This is a genomic window from Bacillus sp. FSL M7-0558 (assembly GCF_038003245.1).
GTDB lineage: Bacteria > Bacillota > Bacilli > Bacillales > Bacillaceae > Bacillus > Bacillus pumilus.
Genome location: NZ_JBBOOU010000001.1, coordinates 599,373 through 618,692, shown reverse-complemented (window position 1 = coordinate 618,692; position 19,320 = coordinate 599,373). Strand labels below are relative to the sequence as shown.

17 protein-coding genes are annotated in these 19,320 nt (G+C 40.7%); 8 read left to right on the top strand and 9 right to left on the bottom strand.

The features are described 5' to 3' along the window. Positions 1–116: 116 nt before the first annotated feature. The 4 genes from MHB79_RS03070 to MHB79_RS03055 all read right to left on the bottom strand — a co-directional run bounded on the left by MHB79_RS03070 (position 117) and on the right by MHB79_RS03055 (position 5,483). Positions 117–2,321, bottom strand: a complete 2,205-nt coding sequence (locus tag MHB79_RS03070; protein WP_340988932.1) for a transglutaminase TgpA family protein — start codon at positions 2,319–2,321, stop codon at positions 117–119. Positions 2,322–2,330: 9 nt separating this feature from the next. Then, positions 2,331–3,416, bottom strand: coding sequence for a DUF58 domain-containing protein (locus MHB79_RS03065; RefSeq protein ID WP_340988931.1), 1,086 nt, complete (start codon positions 3,414–3,416; stop codon positions 2,331–2,333). A 101-nt stretch (positions 3,417–3,517) separates the two neighbouring features. Next, the gene (locus tag MHB79_RS03060) at positions 3,518–4,480 is read right to left on the bottom strand and encodes an AAA family ATPase (protein ID WP_268492775.1); all 963 of its coding nucleotides are present in this window, start codon (positions 4,478–4,480) and stop codon (positions 3,518–3,520) included. 103 nt (positions 4,481–4,583) lie between these two features. Continuing rightward, complete coding sequence (locus tag MHB79_RS03055; protein ID WP_003214299.1) at positions 4,584–5,483, bottom strand: cation diffusion facilitator family transporter; 900 nt, start codon at positions 5,481–5,483, stop codon at positions 4,584–4,586. A 482-nt stretch (positions 5,484–5,965) separates the two neighbouring features. On the opposite strand from MHB79_RS03055, the gene gabP reads away from it, so the two are divergent. The 3 genes from gabP (at position 5,966) to MHB79_RS03040 (ending at position 9,645) form a co-directional block, all read left to right on the top strand. Next, on the top strand, positions 5,966–7,354 hold the full coding sequence (gabP, locus tag MHB79_RS03050; RefSeq protein WP_137055467.1) for a GABA permease: 1,389 nt from the start codon (positions 5,966–5,968) through the stop codon (positions 7,352–7,354). A gap of 97 nt (positions 7,355–7,451) precedes the next feature. After that, positions 7,452–8,984, top strand: coding sequence for a multicopper oxidase family protein (locus MHB79_RS03045; protein WP_340988926.1), 1,533 nt, complete (start codon positions 7,452–7,454; stop codon positions 8,982–8,984). A gap of 286 nt (positions 8,985–9,270) precedes the next feature. Beyond that, positions 9,271–9,645, top strand: coding sequence for a carboxymuconolactone decarboxylase family protein (locus MHB79_RS03040; protein ID WP_003214068.1), 375 nt, complete (start codon positions 9,271–9,273; stop codon positions 9,643–9,645). Between the two features lie 216 nt (positions 9,646–9,861). Here MHB79_RS03040 and MHB79_RS03035 read toward each other — a convergent pair whose 3' ends face one another. Both MHB79_RS03035 and MHB79_RS03030 read right to left on the bottom strand, forming a co-directional pair. Next, positions 9,862–10,911, bottom strand: coding sequence for a hypothetical protein (locus MHB79_RS03035; RefSeq protein ID WP_050945678.1), 1,050 nt, complete (start codon positions 10,909–10,911; stop codon positions 9,862–9,864). 73 nt (positions 10,912–10,984) lie between these two features. Continuing rightward, a complete protein-coding gene (locus MHB79_RS03030) occupies positions 10,985–11,353 on the bottom strand; it encodes a septal ring lytic transglycosylase RlpA family protein (RefSeq protein WP_044141453.1) in 369 nt (122 codons plus the stop codon). 209 nt (positions 11,354–11,562) lie between these two features. Between MHB79_RS03030 and MHB79_RS03025 the strand changes: the two genes are divergently transcribed. After that, positions 11,563–12,237: a hypothetical protein gene (locus tag MHB79_RS03025; protein ID WP_044141452.1), complete on the top strand. Its 675-nt coding sequence runs from the start codon at positions 11,563–11,565 to the stop codon at positions 12,235–12,237. Positions 12,238–12,556: 319 nt separating this feature from the next. Continuing rightward, a complete protein-coding gene (locus tag MHB79_RS03020; RefSeq protein WP_044141451.1) occupies positions 12,557–13,024 on the top strand; it encodes a hypothetical protein in 468 nt (155 codons plus the stop codon). 45 nt (positions 13,025–13,069) lie between these two features. On the opposite strand, the gene MHB79_RS03015 is transcribed toward MHB79_RS03020, so the two are convergent. After that, positions 13,070–13,486, bottom strand: a complete 417-nt coding sequence (locus tag MHB79_RS03015) for a hypothetical protein (RefSeq protein WP_340988922.1) — start codon at positions 13,484–13,486, stop codon at positions 13,070–13,072. Between the two features lie 586 nt (positions 13,487–14,072). Between MHB79_RS03015 and MHB79_RS03010 the strand changes: the two genes are divergently transcribed. After that, complete coding sequence (locus tag MHB79_RS03010; RefSeq protein ID WP_137055472.1) at positions 14,073–15,515, top strand: ATP-binding protein; 1,443 nt, start codon at positions 14,073–14,075, stop codon at positions 15,513–15,515. Between the two features lie 667 nt (positions 15,516–16,182). On the opposite strand, the gene groL is transcribed toward MHB79_RS03010, so the two are convergent. Then, positions 16,183–17,817: a chaperonin GroEL gene (groL, locus tag MHB79_RS03005; RefSeq protein WP_012009082.1), complete on the bottom strand. Its 1,635-nt coding sequence runs from the start codon at positions 17,815–17,817 to the stop codon at positions 16,183–16,185. Positions 17,818–17,872: 55 nt separating this feature from the next. Then, the gene (groES, locus tag MHB79_RS03000) at positions 17,873–18,157 is read right to left on the bottom strand and encodes a co-chaperone GroES (RefSeq protein WP_003214120.1); all 285 of its coding nucleotides are present in this window, start codon (positions 18,155–18,157) and stop codon (positions 17,873–17,875) included. Positions 18,158–18,387: 230 nt separating this feature from the next. Between groES and MHB79_RS02995 the strand changes: the two genes are divergently transcribed. Beyond that, the gene (locus MHB79_RS02995; RefSeq protein ID WP_340988920.1) at positions 18,388–19,122 is read left to right on the top strand and encodes a CPBP family intramembrane glutamic endopeptidase; all 735 of its coding nucleotides are present in this window, start codon (positions 18,388–18,390) and stop codon (positions 19,120–19,122) included. Next, a complete protein-coding gene (locus tag MHB79_RS02990) occupies positions 19,119–19,313 on the top strand; it encodes a YdiK family protein (protein WP_003213897.1) in 195 nt (64 codons plus the stop codon). The genes MHB79_RS02995 and MHB79_RS02990 overlap by 4 nt, the downstream gene beginning before the upstream one ends. Positions 19,314–19,320: the final 7 nt, after the last annotated feature.

Here is a 19,320-nt window from a genome sequence, read left to right as displayed (position 1 = left end):
CAGTGTAAATCACGCTTTTGAAGCGCCCAGACTCACATCCGAACGCTTCAATTTCATGTATTTTAGAAGGTTTTAATATTCACCTATTCTAACAACAGGAAGGTACGGGGTCAAGACTATCTCCTGTTTATTAAATTTTCCCATAACTTTGCCGATTGCCGCCAAAGCACCGACGCATCCTCTCGTCGATAGAGTGCCCGCTCATAGAGCTGCGTCAGCTCTGACATGCGATGATCTCCATCCTTGTCATCGATTAAAGAAGCAAATTCTCTTAGCGTCATGCCAGGTTTTTTCTCAATTCCCCTGCGCTTCAGCTGCTTTAATAGAGCAGCATACGCATAAAAGAATGCTTCCTCCTCTGGCAGACGTTTCACCTTGCTCACAATAAAGAATGGCAGCCATCTTGCTCTGAATCGATAAAGCAGCCAGCTTATCAAGCCTAGAAGGATCATAGCTCCTGCCGCAAAACCCATGATTGCACCAACATGTACCATATTAGGCTTCGCTTGCGCTGTTTGTTTCTTTGGTTCTGCCGGTCGCTCTGTCTCCTGCTGCTGTGGCTGTTCTGCCTGCTGATCTTCGCTTGCATCAGAGCTAGACTGATCTTCTTCCTTTTGATCATCATCTGTTTGATCACTTGAAACCGATTCATTTGTAAAGGTCTGTGGGTTCGTAAACCCTTTTGTCGGTTCGAAGGTCACCCAGCCTCTATTTGGAAAATACACCTCTACCCATGAATGCGCATTGTTATTGGTTACTTCATACACATTGTTTCCATCCATCTGTGTTTCATATAATTGACCTGACGTGTACCCTTTCACCCATCTCGCCGGAATCCCGATCGAACGGAGCATCACAATCATAGAGGTTGAAAAATTATCACAGTAGCCGATCATCGTATCAAACAAAAATTGATCCACATAATCTTCATTACGACTAGGCACAGCGACATTTTGCGTTTCATATGAAAACTTCGCTGACCCTAAGTAGTCCTCAATCGCTTTAGCCTTATCGTACATATTATCCTTCGTTTCCGTTAAGCTGTTTGCCAATGTTTTCACTCGCTCTGGCAATGAGGAAGGAAGCTGTAAGTATTCACGGCCAACCTGCTGATTGACCTGCTTCTTTGTCGGTACTTTGATGCTCTGCAAATCCTCAAGGATAAATGTAGGAGACAAAAAGGTGACTTGGTAGTTCCCTAAATTTTTCGGCGGATTTTGAATGGATGGGACGATTTTCTCCGTTTTACCCATAATTTGCAGTGGAATGTTATCCATTGGCATCAGCATGATCGTCCCAATCGGATAGACGGCATGATTAAAACGATAATTCGATTCCATATCGACTCTCGTTTCGTGCTCCTCTGTTTTTACACGCTCGGTAAACCAGCGATTCGGCACACTGTCCTCTTTTAGCCGCGTAGGTTTCGTATCATTTGAGGCATCCTCCCAGCCCTTTCCGGTATAGATACTTTTTGTTTCAACACGAAAGTAAGACGGCTCTTTTCCGCTCCATTTAAAGACCGGTGTGCGGTCCTCACTAAACGGTCCGCCAAGCGACGAATCATCTGTACTATATCCCACCTTATTCTGTCCGGCAGAGCCATCTTGATTCGTCACCGCCTTAAAAAATGGGACAGGATCAGGCCATTTCGGATCAGACTTTGGTAAAGAAGCGCCAAGTGTCGCTGACAGAAGAACGAGCGCCAGCATGGGCAAAAACCACTTTAGGCGCGCCTTCTGCGTCACCCGAATGCCTTCAGCCGAACGCAGTCGATCGAAATACAGCAACCCAAGCAAACAAAAACCAAACACCATAATACGAACGATCGCAAAGGTTGCATCATATGGCGTAAACGTATCCAGAATGGTGACATACACAATCGTCATGAGTAAAAAGAAAAAGATACGCTGCTGATAGACCACCCAATAATGAAGCAAGTAGACAAGCAGCCATAACAAAATATAAAACAATAATGTGCGGAAGGAGGGGTACATGTCACTCCACATGCCTGTGCTCATCAAGGTGATATTATCTTTAATATCACCTAATAATGCAGCCGGATAGCTTGGCTCTGCTTGATAAAAGATCAAATATAAGGCGAGTAGAATCAAGCCAGTACAAATAGGAAACGTCACATACCATTTCAAACGAAAGAATGTAAACAAACATGTAAGCCCTATAAAAATGATGAAATAAGACGTATGACTCGTCTCTGTAAAATCTTGAAGCGGTCGAAGCCACTCCCAAAGCAGCAGAAATGCTACAGCATAATAGATGAACAACTCAAAACGGCTTTGCCGCTGATGCGTATGCAGCATAAATGTTTGTCACCTCACAGTTCTTTCGTACAGCCGGTCTTCAAATAAAACGGTCGTGCGTATTCCAGATGCCCTAAGCCGGTCTACAAGCTGTTTTTCTTTTGTCGTGAATCGATCCACGGCTCTCTTCACTAAAAGAACAGTGATGTTCTTTCTGTTTCGATTTCCAAAGAGACTCGCAGCAAGCTCCTCCTGCAGCTGACCCGTGATGACATATTTTCCAGAATGCTGATACTCACTCGCTGCTAACGCCTTATACTCTTGTACGCGAGAAGGGTGATGCTGCACTCTTGTTAAATAATAAAGCATGTCCTCTAAATGAAGTTCTCCTTGATCCACTCGAAAGGCATGCTGATCTCCTAGAGGTACAAGACCTAACGGCACCCCTTTTTTCACTGCCGATTGTAGGACAGATGCTACAATAGACACGACGGTCTCAAAAACTGCTTCATCGGTAAAATCAGCAAACACGACAAGATCCTTTGTTTGATTCTGTTCAAATTCCTTCGTCATCAGCTGACCCCTTCTAGCCGTCGTCTTCCAGTCCACCCAAGCAAAACGATCTCCTTGCTGATATTCCCTTACGCCTGTTGTCACATGGGTCGGTTCATTTAACCACGAGTGAACCGCTTTGCCTCCATTTTCATTCAATGACTCAGCAGACTCCACCTGAAGATCGAGCATTTTCGGATAAACAAGCAGCTTTTTTTCTAACGGAATGATGACTTCTTTCTCCACAAAACCAAACATATCACCCGTTTTGATTCGAACTGCTGACAAATGATGTTCTCCGCGCATGACATCATTCAATTGATAGGAAAAACGCCACGTTTTCCGAAACCAAGGAAACAGCATTTGCTTCATTTCAATTTGTTCCTGTAAACGAAAGGTGTCCGGCGGATCATCCTCAATTAAGACGTAAACGTATGGAAATAGATTTGTCCGCTGAATTTCAAGGTCAACAGGCAGCACGTCTCCCGCCTTCAAGCGGGTTTCTTGTAAAGTCCTTTTCGCTGTCACTCTCAGCGGAACGAGCGCAAACAGCAAAGCATACAAAGTATATGGTAAAAATGCATAAAAAAGGAACCAGCTCACAAACCCTCCCTGAAACATGGCATAACAAAAGACTGCCGCAGTGAGGATGATAAGCATCATCACCCGTAACCATAATGAAAAAGCGAAACGATGACCTAATTTCATTGAGTCATCGACTTTTGAACTGGCACGCCAATTTGCTCAAGCATTTGTCGCAGCAGTGTCTCCGCCTTCTTCCCTTCATACGTCGCTTCTGAAGTCAAAATCATACGATGCGGTAATGTATATGGCGCTAAATACTGTACATCATCAGGAATCACATAATCGCGCCGATTCAACAGGGCATACGCCTGAGCCGCTTTCATGAGGGCGATCGATCCCCTTGGACTCACACCTAAATAAACAGATGGATGCTGCCGCGTCGCTTGTGCAATTTCCACAATATATTCTTTAATGGATACATCCACATGAATAGTCTGAACCGCTTGCTGCAACGCATGGATATGATCCTTGGTCATGACTGCTTGGAGCGTATCAATCGGGGACTGCTTTTCCTGCAAGTTGAGTACCTCCAGCTCCTCCAGCATGGTCGGATACCCCATTTTCAGCTTGAATAAAAACCGGTCCATTTGTGCCTCTGGCAGTGGATAGGTCCCTTCATATTCAACTGGATTCTGCGTAGCCATGACGAAAAAAGGATCAGCAAGCAGCATTGTTTCTCCGTCCACTGTAACACTGCCTTCCTCCATCGCTTCAAGCAATGCCGACTGTGTTTTGGGAGAGGTCCGGTTGATCTCATCAGCCAAAATAATCTGCCCCATAATCGGTCCTTGTCTAAATTCAAATTCATTTGTCTTTTTATTATAAATCGACACGCCTGTTACATCTGAAGGCAAAAGGTCAGGAGTAAATTGGATTCGCTTAAACTCACAGCCAATGGATTTTGCCAAAGCACGAACCATCATCGTCTTCCCAACACCAGGCACATCCTCTAGCAGCACATGCCCCTTCGCCAAAATCGCAACAAGGCTTAATATCGCAATGTCTTTTTTCCCAACCATGACTTTATTGATGTTATCTACGATTTTTTGTAAATCTGAATGCATCGGTTCATCAAATGCCATCCTGATCCTCCTATCACGTTTCCGTTAAATTTCATATAGTCTAACTTTACCATACAACGCGCAATAGCATAAAACATCAACACGTAGAAAAAAAGAAGCCTTCTCACGATGGATAAGACTTCTTCTCTTCTTTTGGCTCACCTGCTGGCTCCATATGAACATGAGAGTGTAAAATATCATGTTCCTTCTTCATTCTACGTTCGATCTCATCTGCAATATCATGGCTTTCTGCAATGTTCAAGTGCGGCTCGACCTCCACTACTACATCCACATGGACCGTACTTCCGAGATACCGTGCCTTAATATCTTTCAAATCGCCCACCCCAGGTGTTGCTTCAATGGTCTCTTTATATTTGGACATATCTTTTATATGAAAACCGTCCGTTAACGAATGAGAAGCATCTCTGAAAATCTCCCACGCCGTTTTACAAATAATGAGGCCAATCACAAACGCTGCAAGCGTATCAATCCATGCCAGTTGAAATTGAGAGGCGATAATCCCTACAAATGTTCCGATACTCACATACGCATCTGATTTATTATCAGCTGCTGCTGCATGAAGAGCTTGGCTATTGATCCGTTTGGACAGATTGCGGTTGTAAATATACACACCATACATCACCACAGCACTTCCTGCTGCCGTCCAAGCTGCGATCATATCGGGCGTTTGATGCTTAGATGAGAAGAGTGACTGGCCTGCACTCAGCAGAACCTGAAGTCCAACAAGCATCATAATAAAGGACGCCACAAGAGACGCAATATTCTCTGCTCTAAAATGACCGTATGGATGATCTTCATCAGGCGGCTTTTGAGAAATACGCAATCCAATCAACACTGCAAGGGATGCAATAATATCCGTCGTATTATTCAATCCATCTGCCGAAAGAGCCTCTGAATGAAACGTATACCCAATCAGAAGTTTCACCGCAGATAAGATCACATAGGCAATGATGCTGACCCAAGCACCTGTTTCACCTTGTCTTAATTCGTTATAGCGCTCCATGTCGAACCGCGCCTCCTCACACATCACTTTTCTATTATTTATCTTACAAAGCAAAGCCCGTGTGGGTCTACAGCAACATGATTCGCTTGTGTCAGCAAAATAGGATACATAGAAATGTGTTGACCTAAGTAAACTTATTTTTATAAGGTCAATTGACCTCAAGACCTACTCCCATCAACCTTTTTCCAATTCACTCTGTGATGATCATATTGGCAATAGCACCCTTTCTGAGAAATTATCAGAATAATTTTATTTTGAGACACAACTTCTCCCCATCCGATCTTATGCTATTTTTAAGAATGAACAGAGGAAAAAGAGGGAACATAATCTCTCAAATCCTTTATACTTTTTAACATCATGTTAAGAGGTTTGAAATGTCAGTTTGATAACCTGTCCAATGCTGAATGACAATTCAGTATGATAAAATTTAAAATATTCTAAAAACAAATTCTCTATAAGGAGAAATGTTTGGAGGTAAAGACATGTCCAACATGACAAACGGTCTTCAAAAAAATCTGAAAACAAGACATATTTCAATGATCTCCATTGCTGGGGTTATTGGCGCAGGGCTATTTGTTGGTAGCGGCGCTGTCATTCATTCTGCAGGGCCTGGGTCCATTCTTTCCTATTCTTTTGCAGGACTTCTCGTGATCTTTATTATGAGAATGCTTGGAGAAATGGCATGCGCCTATCCGACAAGCGGATCCTTCTCACAATATGCGAGCGATGCCATCGGTCCATGGGCCGGTTTTACAATTGGCTGGCTTTATTGGTTCTTCTGGGTGATTGTCATCGCGATCGAAGCCATTGCCGGTGCTGCCATTATTCAGTATTGGTATGGAGATGCACCTGTTTGGCTCACAAGTCTTATCCTCACTATCCTCTTAACATTAACAAATATCTTTTCTGTTAAATCTTTTGGCGAATTTGAATATTGGTTCTCATTAATAAAAGTCGTCAGCATTATTCTCTTTCTACTCATCGGTTTTGCATTTATCTTTGGTTTTGGTGGTCATCATACTGTAGGTCTTGCCAATTTAACGGGGAACGGCGGTTTCCTTCCAAATGGATTCAGCTCTGTTTTACTCGGAATTGTCGTCGTCATCTTTTCCTTCATGGGAACCGAGATTGTGGCAATAGCGGCCGGAGAATCAGCAGACCCCGTCAAGTCTGTGACAACAGCTACCCGCTCTGTTGTATGGCGTATCATCGTGTTCTACGTCGGTTCCATCGCTGTCGTTGTGACCTTGCTTCCATGGAATTCAGCGAGTATTTTAACAAGCCCGTTCGTTGCGGTATTAGAATACATCGGTGTCCCATCGGCTGCTCAAGTGATGAACGTCATTGTTTTAACAGCTGTTCTATCTTGCTTAAACTCTGGGTTGTACACAACGTCCAGAATGCTTTATTCATTGGCAGAAAGAGGCGAAGCACCGAAACGCTTTATGAAAATCAGCAAACGTGGTGTTCCCGTAGCGGCTACAGTCGCAGGCACCTTCTTTTCCTACATTGCCGTGATGATGAACTACTTTTATCCTGAAACCATCTTTTTGTTCTTAGTCAACGCATCCGGCGCGATTGCCCTTCTTGTCTACTTGGTCATTGCTGTTTCACAATTAAGAATGCGCCGTAAAATCGAAAAAGAAAATCCAGAACAGCTCAAAATCAAAATGTGGCTGTTCCCATACCTCACGTATTTTACCATTTTGGTCATTTGCGCCATCTTGGCATCAATGCTGTTTATCGAATCAATGAGACCGCAGCTCATTTTGACGAGTATCATTACCTTCGGTGTGCTTGCCGCTTATTTCTTCTTTAAACCGAATAAAAAAGTGCCTGCAAATGCAGCGCTTGAAAATAAACATCCGTAATGCTCCCGCTGAAAAGCGGGTTTTTTATTTTATTCACCTATTTTGATGTCCGCACTTATACTGTATCAAATTGGATTTTAAGTGAGGATTAGATAACATGAACCTAGAAAAATTTGTTGACGAGCTGCCAATTCCAGAAGTTGCGAAGCCCGTCAAAAAGAACCCAAGACAAACGTATTATGAAATCGCTATGGAGGAGGTATTTCTAAAAGTTCATAGAGACCTGCCCCCAACCAAGCTATGGACCTATAATGGCAGTTTGCCTGGTCCAACCATTCATGCGAATCGAAATGAAAAAGTCAAAGTGAAATGGATGAACAAATTGCCACTTAAGCATTTTCTACCGGTCGATCACACCATTCACGAAGGCCATCATGATGAACCAGAAGTCAAAACCGTCGTTCATTTACATGGCGGCGTCACACCAGCAAGCAGTGACGGCTATCCAGAGGCTTGGTTTTCACGAGACTTTGAAGCAACCGGCCCCTTCTTTGAACGAGAGGTGTACGAATACCCAAATCATCAGCAAGCCTGCACATTGTGGTATCACGATCATGCGATGGCATTGACACGATTAAATGTGTACGCCGGATTAGCTGGATTTTATTTAATTTCAGATGCGTTTGAAAAATCGCTAGAATTACCGAAGGGTGAGTATGATATTCCGCTAATGATCATGGACCGTACGTTTCAGGAGGATGGCGCGCTGTTTTATCCAAGCAGACCAAACAACACGCCAGAAGACAGTGACATACCAGATCCGTCTATCGTGCCCTTCTTTTGCGGAGAAACCATTTTGGTCAATGGAAAAGTATGGCCGTATTTAGAAGTAGAGCCGCGAAAATACCGTTTTCGTATTTTAAATGCGTCCAATACAAGAACTTACGAGCTGCATCTAGACAACGATGCGACGATTTTGCAAATTGGATCTGATGGCGGCTTTTTACCAAGACCTGTTCACTATCAATCCTTTAGCATTGCTCCTGCTGAGCGATTTGATGTCATCATCGATTTTTCAGCTTATGAAAACAAAACGATCATCCTTAAAAATAAAGCCGGCTGCGGACAGGAAGTGAATCCTGAAACAGATGCGAACATCATGCAATTTAAAGTCACACGTCCGCTAAAAGGGAGAGCACCTAAAACATTACGGCCTATTTTCAAACCGCTTCCACCGCTTCGTCCTAGTCGAGCTGATAAAGAGCGTACGCTCACACTTAGCGGCACACAGGATAAATACGGCCGCCCCATTTTATTGCTAGATAACCAATTTTGGAATGACCCTGTCACGGAAAATCCTCGTCTTGGAAGTGTGGAGGTTTGGTCTATCGTCAATCCAACAAGGGTCACACATCCTATTCATTTACACCTTGTTCAATTCAGAGTGATAGACAGAAGACCATTTGATACTGAGGTCTATCAATCGACAGGGGACATTGTGTATACAGGACCAAACGAAGCACCTCCCTTACATGAACAAGGCTACAAGGACACCATTCAAGCGCATGCCGGTGAAGTCATTCGGATCATCGCTCGCTTTGTTCCATACAGCGGCAGGTATGTGTGGCATTGTCATATATTAGAGCACGAGGATTATGATATGATGCGGCCGATGGATATTATTAATTAACATGAAACCGATCTCCCGTCACATGCGTAAACACATATATTGACTACATCATTGCGAAGGGCTAACAGATAGCGATATATTAGCCCTTTCCTTTCTTTTCATTGAATCCATTCTAAAATAAAACAATGCATGACTTGAAATGGCATTTATTTGTACATTCAACACTTAAAAAATTGACGCAGCAAACCGATAATACTACTATATACCCATTGCATCTATCAAAAGGCACATTTGCCACACTGAACGAACAAATGGAAAATTGCGATAAAAAACGGAGGAGTTCAATTTGAATGAAGAAAAAGAGACTTGCCAGATCACACAAGAAACAACGGCAGGTAACATAGAGAAGCTTTCAATTCAAAAAAACGAGAGCATTCGGTCAAATATTGAACAGCTAACAATTGAACTCGGTGAACAAAAAGAATTCAACCACTTCATTTTAGATGAAAAACAAAAGGCCATCAGTACATTATCTGCCCTCATTACAAAAGGCGATTGTGATGAAGAATTAAAGACTCATTTTGAACAAGCATTACATATCGGACTTTCTGTCATAGAGATTATGGAGATTATTAAGCACTGTACAAAAGTTGCTGGATTCCCTCACTCTATTAATGCCCTGTTTATCTTTCAAAACTTATTAGACAATAACACCAAATAAATCAGAGAAAACGAGAAGCATCTGTCCTCTCGTTTTTTTATGTCCACTCATATTACTCTCTTTCCTTTCCTCTGTCACTTAAGCAAAATATGAAAATACCACACGTTTCCCACCTTAAAAACTGATTTTCCTTACATAAATTCCTTAATTTCTGCAACATGTCAAATGGCAAAATAAAAAAACGTCCAGTTATATAAAAATAACTGAACGTACCTTTTATCGATTGACAGTGAAATTGTTAACAATCCCGCCATCCTTCTCCCAAACGGCTTCCACTGTTTTCTTCTTGATATTGTATTCAAATATCGTTCTTACCTTTGCTTTTCGACCGGTGTCATCCTTTAATTCCTTTGCGTTTTTAGCAACACCTAAGAAATAAATAGAAGACCCATCCGTAGAAAATTGCGGCTGTGCGGCACTTAAAATATGCACATCCTCACTGTTCTTAACGAGTGTCGCCTGTTTTCCTGTTTCTACATCAAGCATTTTAATAGAGGCTACTTCTTTTTCGTTTCGCACCTTCACTTCTGTATAAATCAATGTCTTATGATCTGGTGAAAATGAAATATCATTGATCGTTTGCGAGATACGTGCAATTCGCTTCCCCTTCACGCCTGTTTGAAGGGTGATCTTCATGGTTGTTGGTTCAGGGTCTCTTCCCTTTTCATTCGCTTCATCGGTTTTCTTGTAATCTTCTTTTAAGGAATAATGCTGGATTGCCAGAAGGTTTGACGCAGGATCATATGCAAAAGAACTTACCGTGTCATCCTTGCTTTTTTCTGGATATAATACCTTCACTTTGTGTGTGTTTACATCAAACATAGCGACATAAAATTGTTCCCCAGAATCCTTATTATACCTAAGATATAACTGTTTCCCGTCTCCAGACAGCCTCATACTGTCGATGGAATCTTCACTCGTAAATAGCGTTTTTTCTTCATCCGTTTTTACATTCAGTTCTCGAATACTCACTTTTTGCGTGTCTTCATCCGTATACGTGTAATATAAAAGCTGTTTCGTAGAATCATAAGCAATCGAAGGATAGGCTGTCAGTTTCTCCGTATGAAGCGCCCGGTCATGCAAGTAATACGTATTGTTTAACTGTTGATCTGTAAATGAAACGAGTAATTCGTCTTTTGCATCCTGATTTGTTTTCACTTTTACCGCATGCTTCGGCTCTTGCCCCGGCTTCATCATAAAGAAAATGATGGCCGCAATCACTGCGACTCCGATGACCGTGATGATCCACCATGTTGATTTTTTCATTGCCTTTCAGACCCTCTCTACAAGAAAAGAAGCCAGAAAATGAACTTTTCCCGCTTCTTTGCATGCCTATGTATTAATAAGTGTAATGTCCTTTTACGACACCTTTACTTGTTTTAAACCCTAGTGCTTTGAATGCTTTTGGGCTGACGTCTAATACAGCGTTTGGCATTCTACCTACATCATATTTATATACTGTAATCACTTTATGTGGTTTCGCTTTTGTTGTCACTCTTAGTTTTGTACCTTTTTTCGGTACGTCAAATCCCATTTTAGTTGCTGCATCCCAATGACCGAGTTTTTTTCCATCTGCGCCTTTTTTACCGACACCATTATACCAAGTAATATTGCCGCTTACTTTTTTTGCACTTGCTCCATGTGAGAAACTAAACGCCAAAAATAAACTAGCTACTGTTACGATTGTCGCGATAAGCTTTTTATTCATTAAAAAATCCTCCGTATTTGGTTTCTGCACTTATTATACATGAAGATGCCCCCAGTTATTTTACAGTCACATTACAATTCGAATACAAATTGACCACTTTATGACCGATTTTGTTCATAAAAAATACCAAAATCAGCCAGAACAATGTAAGCAACTCCTCTCTTTCATTTTATATAATAAAAATGAATCAAATATAAGGAGGAATTTTTATGAAAAAGTGGTTCATCGTTTTGAGTGTGAGTTTAGCGTTGGTTTTGATGCTTTCAAGTCTTCCTGCCTCAGCAGCTAGTCCTCGTCACGGTGCGATTGTGACACAAACGGATGAAGCCAAATGGTCAGGCATCTCGGCTGATATTGTGCTTCCGAAAACAGCGACGATTAAAAATGGCTATGCGGACTGGTACCTCGGTCTCGGCTCTGCCGTTATAGAGAGCGGTATTTCAAAAACGTCTTCTGGCTATAAAGTCTTTCTAGGCAGCGGCTCACAAGGTGGCAGCCAATATTGGAACAGCGAATATGATAAGAGCATTAAGGATGGTGCACGTGTCAACTTAAAGCTCATCAACAATGGTGATGGCACAGTGTCACTATACGTCAATGGGACATTGCGCTATAAACAGCCTGTTTACAAACCTAGCCGTCTGAAAAACCTCGATGTCGTCAAAATGGTACACGGCGTTCAGGATAATGGGGCAAACAGCTACACACAAGCAAGCTTCTCGAATGTACAGCTTCGTGCAGATACATCAGGAAGCGTCTATAAAAAATGGGATGGGTCCATCAAATCATCGCTTTTACGTAAAAATTTAGAATCAGGTGCTGCAGCTCCTAAATTCACCGTCATTTCTTCTGTTCCATTAAGTACAAGCCTTTCAGCACAATAAGAAAAAAGCGCCCTTTTTGGGTGCTTCAGATTGTTGACAAAGGGCTAAAATGATCTTTATTTTAGCCCTTTGTCTTCTTTTCAGCGTGATAGAAAACCTTTGAAGTCTAGGAAGGACGAGCATCGGAGCGGAGCGAATTTGACATTCGTGAGCACCGGAGCGCAGACCTGACAACGAATGCGAAGGTTTGTCTACACGCTGAAGCGCCCTTTTTGGGTGCTTTTTATTGTTCACAGCTTATCAACACTTCTCTTTTAATCAAAACAAGGATTCGTGGTAACATAAACATACATACTTCGAAGAAAAAAGGAGAACGAACGTGAAAAAAAGTCTACTTGTTTTCATGAGCCTAGTTGCAAGTCTCTTCATGCTAGCAGCTTGCTCAAATACAACAAACGAACAAAAAACAGAAACGAAGGCACTTCCAACGATCAATGAACGCATTCAAAAAGAAACGAAAGAAGTCATGGAACAGTCTAAACTCATACAAGACACAGCGATTACCGTTGATCAAAAGAAAAAAGTCATTTCATTAAACGTGACGGCTTCCTCTGATACCAATAGTGATTACGCTGAAGTCATCGGTTTAAACTTTGCCAAGACACTGGCCATTGGAGCTTCAACTGAAAAAGAAAACAACCTGCACAAACCGGAAAATGACAGCCTTGGTGCTCTCTATTCCTTTTACGACCTAAACATCACCGTGAAACAAGAAAACGGCAAAGTGCTGGCAAAGGGAAAGAAAAAAACAAATGAAACAAAGATTACATGGGAAAGAGCCCAGTAATTTAGAAAGGCTTGTAGAGGATCGCTCTACAAGCTTTTTTCAAGTTTATACAGACAAATCGTCTCTCATCGCATCGACCAGTGTGTGAATATCTGAGTGAGCCCACGATGCTAATCGTACCAACAGATCATCTATACACTCATACAAATGATGTTCCCTCAAAATATACTCCTTATAAAATGGAATGACAAAGAAATAGAGCAAATCAGCCAATTCAAGTGCAACGTTATCGTCATCCTCATCTTCTAACGCCTGTCCAACACTTTGAATCAACCAATGCAAATCTACTTTCTTTTCAATCGGAACATACATCAGTTGATGAATATTATCCGTATCGTTCGTTTGTAAAATCCGCTCAGCCGCTTCCTTTGACAGCGCCCCAATTTCTGTAGAAGAAATATTCACAACAGCTAATTCATCCTCTGATCTCACTTGATTCATTTGCAGCAAGTTTTGGTCCATCTCGACTCACTCCCCATTCTCAGATACTTTTATTATAAGGAATTGATCTGATTTTTTATGGAATAAGTGGATTTTTTTATGTAATTTTAAAGAAAATGTGACATTATAAGTCAAGGTATCTCATATCTCTCTGAAAACAAAAAAGCACTCTTGATTATAAGAATGGTTTTCTTATACGTCCTTTACTCTCTCTTTCATTGTTTCAGCCATTTCCACTTCCCCCTCTGCATCAGCTTTTCAACGATGCGAGCACAATCTAAAGCCTACAGTGCTTTTCATTTTGCTTCTCTTAATAGTTCCTCAGACAGCAACTCTCTGAAGTCGGTCATATCAACCACTTCAATTTTTTTATATATGATCACAATGACAAATAACATCATATTTCACAACTTAGATTTTTCTATTTTAGAAATATTTTTATACAGAGGATAATTTTAGATTAAAGAAGAGACAATCTTGAATATACTAACAGGTTCTATTTTGAGGTACAAAACCACAAATAAACATCAATTTATAGTCTAGTTTCAAAAGTATGAGGTATAATCATCTTATAAAAAATACCAATTAAAAAGGAGAAGCATTAATAATGAAAAAGTTCGATTTGAACATCGAAAAAGTATTAGAGCACTGGACTATTCCTCACGCCTTAAGAGAAATCATAGCAAATGCACTGGATGAATCAAATTTAACGAACACGAAAGAGCCCCTTATTTTTAAAGATGAAGATAATAAATGGCATATCAAGGATTTTGGGAGAGGTCTAAAGTATGAACATCTAACGCAAAACGAGAATATAGAAAAGACAGAGAACCCAGATAAAGTCATTGGTAAATTCGGGGTAGGTTTAAAAGATGCATTGGCGACATTCGATCGAAGGAACGTAGAAATCCTCATCCAATCAAAATATAGTGATATTACAATAAAGAAGTTATCTAAGGGAGACTTTGACGATCTGGTAACCTTGCACGCCATCGTCCATAGTCCGACTAATCCTAATTTGGTAGGCACAGACTTTACGTTTACTGGTCTCAAAGATGATGATATCGAAAAAGCCAAGGATTTCTTCTTACTTTATTCCGGAGAAAAGACAATTGAAAAAACGAAGTATGGGGAACTCATTGAAAACAAAAAAAAACGTTCAAGAATTTACGTTAACGGAATTTGTGTAGCTGAGGAAGACAATTTACTCTTTTCTTACAATATCACTTCCACCACTAAGAAACTTCGTCAATCTTTAAATCGGGAGCGAACAAATGTAGGAAGAAGTGCTTACACAGACAGGGTGAAGTCTATTCTCTTAGAATGTAAGAGCCCAACATTTGCTAGAAAGCTGGTGGATGATTTACAAAGGATTCAAACAGGAGATTATCACGATGAATTACAATGGGTTGATGTTCAACTACACGCCTGTAAAATATTAAGTAGCAAGGACAAAAAAGTGATGTTTTTAAGTGCTTATGATTTAATGGATGGCGGTAAATACTTAAATTACGCAAAGGAGGAAGGGATACGTATCATTACTGTTCCTGATTCACTAGCGAATAAACTTGAAACTAGTAAAGATCTGAATGGTAATAACTTCAGAAATTTGGAAACTTATGCGTTAGAATGGAACGAACAATTCGAATTTGATATCGTAAAAGTCAACCAATTAACGGCTAAAGAAAAAGAAATTTTCAATTACAAAGATATCATTGTAAGTTGGTTCCCAAAAAAGAGTAATCTCGTCAATGATATAGTGATTTCCAATTCAATGCGGCCAGACAATTATACGGGTAATGATGCACTTGGGTTATGGGAGCCGTCCACTAAACGAATTATCATTAAACGTAGCCAACTGAAAAATATACAATCATTCGCAGGTACACTTGTACACGAGTTGGTTCACGCTCATACAAATACTGATGATAACACCTTAGAATTCGAAAGTGAATTAACTGAAATGCTTGGGAAGTTATCTACCCTTATCCTTGAAAGTTCAAATCCTGTAAAACCCAAAAGTATGCTAAAAAGATTATTAAACAAATAGAATGTGTGAATTATACAAAGATTTATAAATCACATATAAACAATAAGGAGCCGCTCATATTGTGGAAGAGCGACTTCTTTTTTAATATTTTTCTGCCCTAAAAACGATGTATAAAACCGCTACAAAGAAGCACAACATCAAGTAATCGAACGAACGACTTATTACAATGTTAAATAATAAATGAAAAAAGAGGCTTCCCACAAGTTTGTTCAACTTAAGAGAAGCCTTCGTTAAAAACTTCATGTTAACAACCCGCTCTATTCTTACATAAAATCCCTATATATTAAGGGATTGGAGCGCGTATTATATCATTCTACCAATGCATTGCCTAGTTATATGTATTTTTATGACCTTATGTAAAATGAAGCGGGGAATTTCCTAAAGGTGATTTAATATGATCACTTTTACTTCTCTATATTCAATTATACAGCTTTCAACATCAAAAAAGTCTCCTTCTGGGCGGCCATGGTGCGAGCTAACCAATGCAATGTATGAATTTTCAAATCAAAAAACTCATCTACATTACAAAAGACAGAAAAAAAGAAGCTTCTCAAAAGTTCGGAGAACTAATGAAAAGCCTCTAATTTTTCTAGGCGACGTCAAAATGGCACCAAAATGAGTGTGACTTACGGATAAACCCTTATTAATCAAGGGTTTAAATCCGTTTTTACATCATTCCACCCATACCGCCCATGCCGCCCATATCTGGCATTCCGCCGCCTGAGCCGCCTTCTTCTGGTTTGTCAGCAACGACTGCTTCAGTTGTTAGAAGCATTGCTGCAACAGAAGCTGCGTTTTGAAGTGCAGAGCGAGTTACTTTTGTTGGGTCAACGATTCCTTTTTCGATCATGTTTACCCATTCGTTTGTTGCTGCGTTGAAGCCTACGCCAATTTCTTCGTTTTTCAAGCGCTCAACGATGACTGATCCTTCAAGACCTGCGTTGTGAGCGATTTGGCGGATTGGCTCTTCAAGAGAACGTAGAACGATGTTTACACCTGTTTGAACGTCACCATCAGCTTCGATTGAAGCGACTTTTTTGTATACATTCACAAGTGCTGTACCACCACCGGATACGATACCTTCTTCAACTGCTGCACGAGTTGAGTTGAGTGCATCCTCGATGCGTAGTTTACGCTCTTTTAGTTCTGTTTCAGTTGCAGCACCAACTTTGATGACAGCGACGCCACCAGCTAGTTTTGCAAGACGTTCTTGTAATTTTTCTTTATCGAATTCAGAAGTTGTTTCTTCAACTTGCGCACGGATTTGGTTGACGCGTGCTGCGATTTGAGCAGAATCTCCTGAGCCTTCTACGATCGTTGTGTTTTCTTTTGTCACAACGACTTTAGAAGCGCGGCCAAGCTGACCGATTTCAGTTGATTTTAGGTCAAGTCCTAGATCTTCTGTGATTAACTCTCCGCCAGTTAGAACAGAGATATCTTCAAGCATTGCTTTACGACGATCACCGAATCCAGGTGCTTTTACTGCCACTGCGTTGAATGTTCCACGAAGTTTGTTCACAACAAGTGTTGCAAGTGCTTCGCCTTCTACATCTTCAGCAATGAGCAATAATGGTTTTCCTTGTTGTACAACTTGCTCAAGTACAGGAAGGATTTCTTGAATGTTTGTGATTTTTTTATCAGTGATTAAGATGTAAGGATTTTCAAGAACCGCTTCCATCTTATCAGAATCCGTCACCATGTATGGTGAAGCATATCCGCGGTCAAACTGCATTCCTTCAACCACTTCAAGCTCAGTTGTGAACCCTTTAGATTCTTCGATTGTGATCACGCCGTCGTTACCTACACGCTCCATTGCTTCAGCGATTAGGCTTCCCACTTCTTCATCTGCTGCAGAAATAGACGCAACTTGAGCAATTGATTCTTTGCCTTCGATTGGTTTAGAAATCTCGTGCAAACCTTCAAGTGCTACTTTCACTGCTTCTTCGATCCCTTTACGAACGCCAACAGGGTTTGCACCAGCTGTTACGTTTTTAAGACCTTCACGGATCATCGCTTGAGCTAGAACTGTTGCAGTCGTTGTACCGTCACCAGCTACATCGTTTGTTTTGCTTGCAACTTCAGCCACAAGTTTTGCACCCATGTTTTCAAATGCATCTTCTAATTCGATTTCTTTTGCGATCGTTACACCATCATTTGTGATAAGTGGAGAACCGAATTTTTTCTCAAGAACCACGTTACGTCCTTTAGGTCCTAAAGTTACTTTTACAGCATCTGCAAGTGCATCTACACCACGTAGCATCGCGCGACGTGCTTCTTCACTGAACTTAATATCTTTTGCCATAATAACGAAACCTCCTCAGTCTTTTTAAAAATGTATCTCAATGTTTTTTATGTGATTAACCAATAACAGCTAAAATGTCGCTCTCACGAAGGATTAAATATTCTTTGCCTTCATATTTCACTTCAGTGCCTGCATATTTTGAGAAGATAATGCGGTCGCCTGTGTTTACTTCTAACGCAACGCGCTCACCACTTTCAAGTACACGACCTGAACCTGCTGCAACAATTTTACCTTCTTGCGGTTTTTCTTTTGCAGAATCCGGTAACACAATACCGCTAGCGGTTTTTTCCTCAGATTCAACGAGTTCAATGATTACGCGATCGCCTAATGGCTTTAACATAAGAAACAACCTCCTCAATTTTTATATGTAGTCTTTTTTTAGCACTCATCATCAGTGAGTGCTAACACATTTATTATAATAAAGAATGTCTTCTGCAATTTCAAGTAAAAACCTTTAAAAATTTTTACGCTTTCATGATCTTTTTTCATCTCAGATTCTTTCCTTTTCATCGAAAAAGAAGACTTGTGTTACAATAAATCTAGTTCTTTTAGTAAAGGGGTTTTCGTTACTTGAAAAAACAATATTGGTACATCATCTTAACGTATATATTGGTGCAGGTTTCTGCGTTTCCGTATGTGTTCATCATGAAATGGTTAGGTTACATTCAGACACCGATGACACAAGCAGAGCTCTCTAAATTGTCAGGTACATGGACAATCATCAGCTTCTGTGTCGGATTAATCATTATTCTGCTCATCCTTCGGACTGTGCCAAGAGCTTCACTTCGAAATGAGGCACCGGCTTCAGTCGGCGCGGCAATCGCTTGGATCATTGGTGGTTTCTTTCTTTCCCTCTTTGCACAATCGATTGCAGGAGCGATTGAACAATATGCATTTGGCATTGGCCGTGAATCCGAAAATACTCAAAACATTTTAGCCATAATGGATGCAGTTCCATGGCTTGTGATCGTCATCGCCCTGATTGGACCGATATTAGAGGAAATCATTTTTCGAAAAATCATCTTTGGTGTGGTTTATGAAAAAACGAATTTTTTCATTGGAGCACTTGTCAGTTCAGTGGTTTTCGCTGCTGTACACAATGATTTTCCCCATATCTTGCTCTATACCGCAATGGGCTTTACCTTTGCCTTTTTATATGCGAAAACAAAACGAATCATTGTTCCAATCGGTGCTCATATGCTGATGAACTCACTCGTTATTCTTGTGCAGATTGAGCCAGTAAGAAAAATGATTGAAGAACAATCTCAAACAATGCAAATGATTATTGGAGGCTTTTTCTCATGAGAAACCCTGTTGTATGGGGCATCATTTATTTTGCCGTAGGTGTGGCTTTCACCTATATGGCCATTCAAAATCCAGGTGACATGTGGTCATTTTACAGCATTTTGCTGATGGTGTTTGCGGCCTATAATATTAATATCGCGCTTAAAATGTTTGCCTTCTCTGTCAAACTCAAAAAACAGCAGCAAAAATAAATCAAAA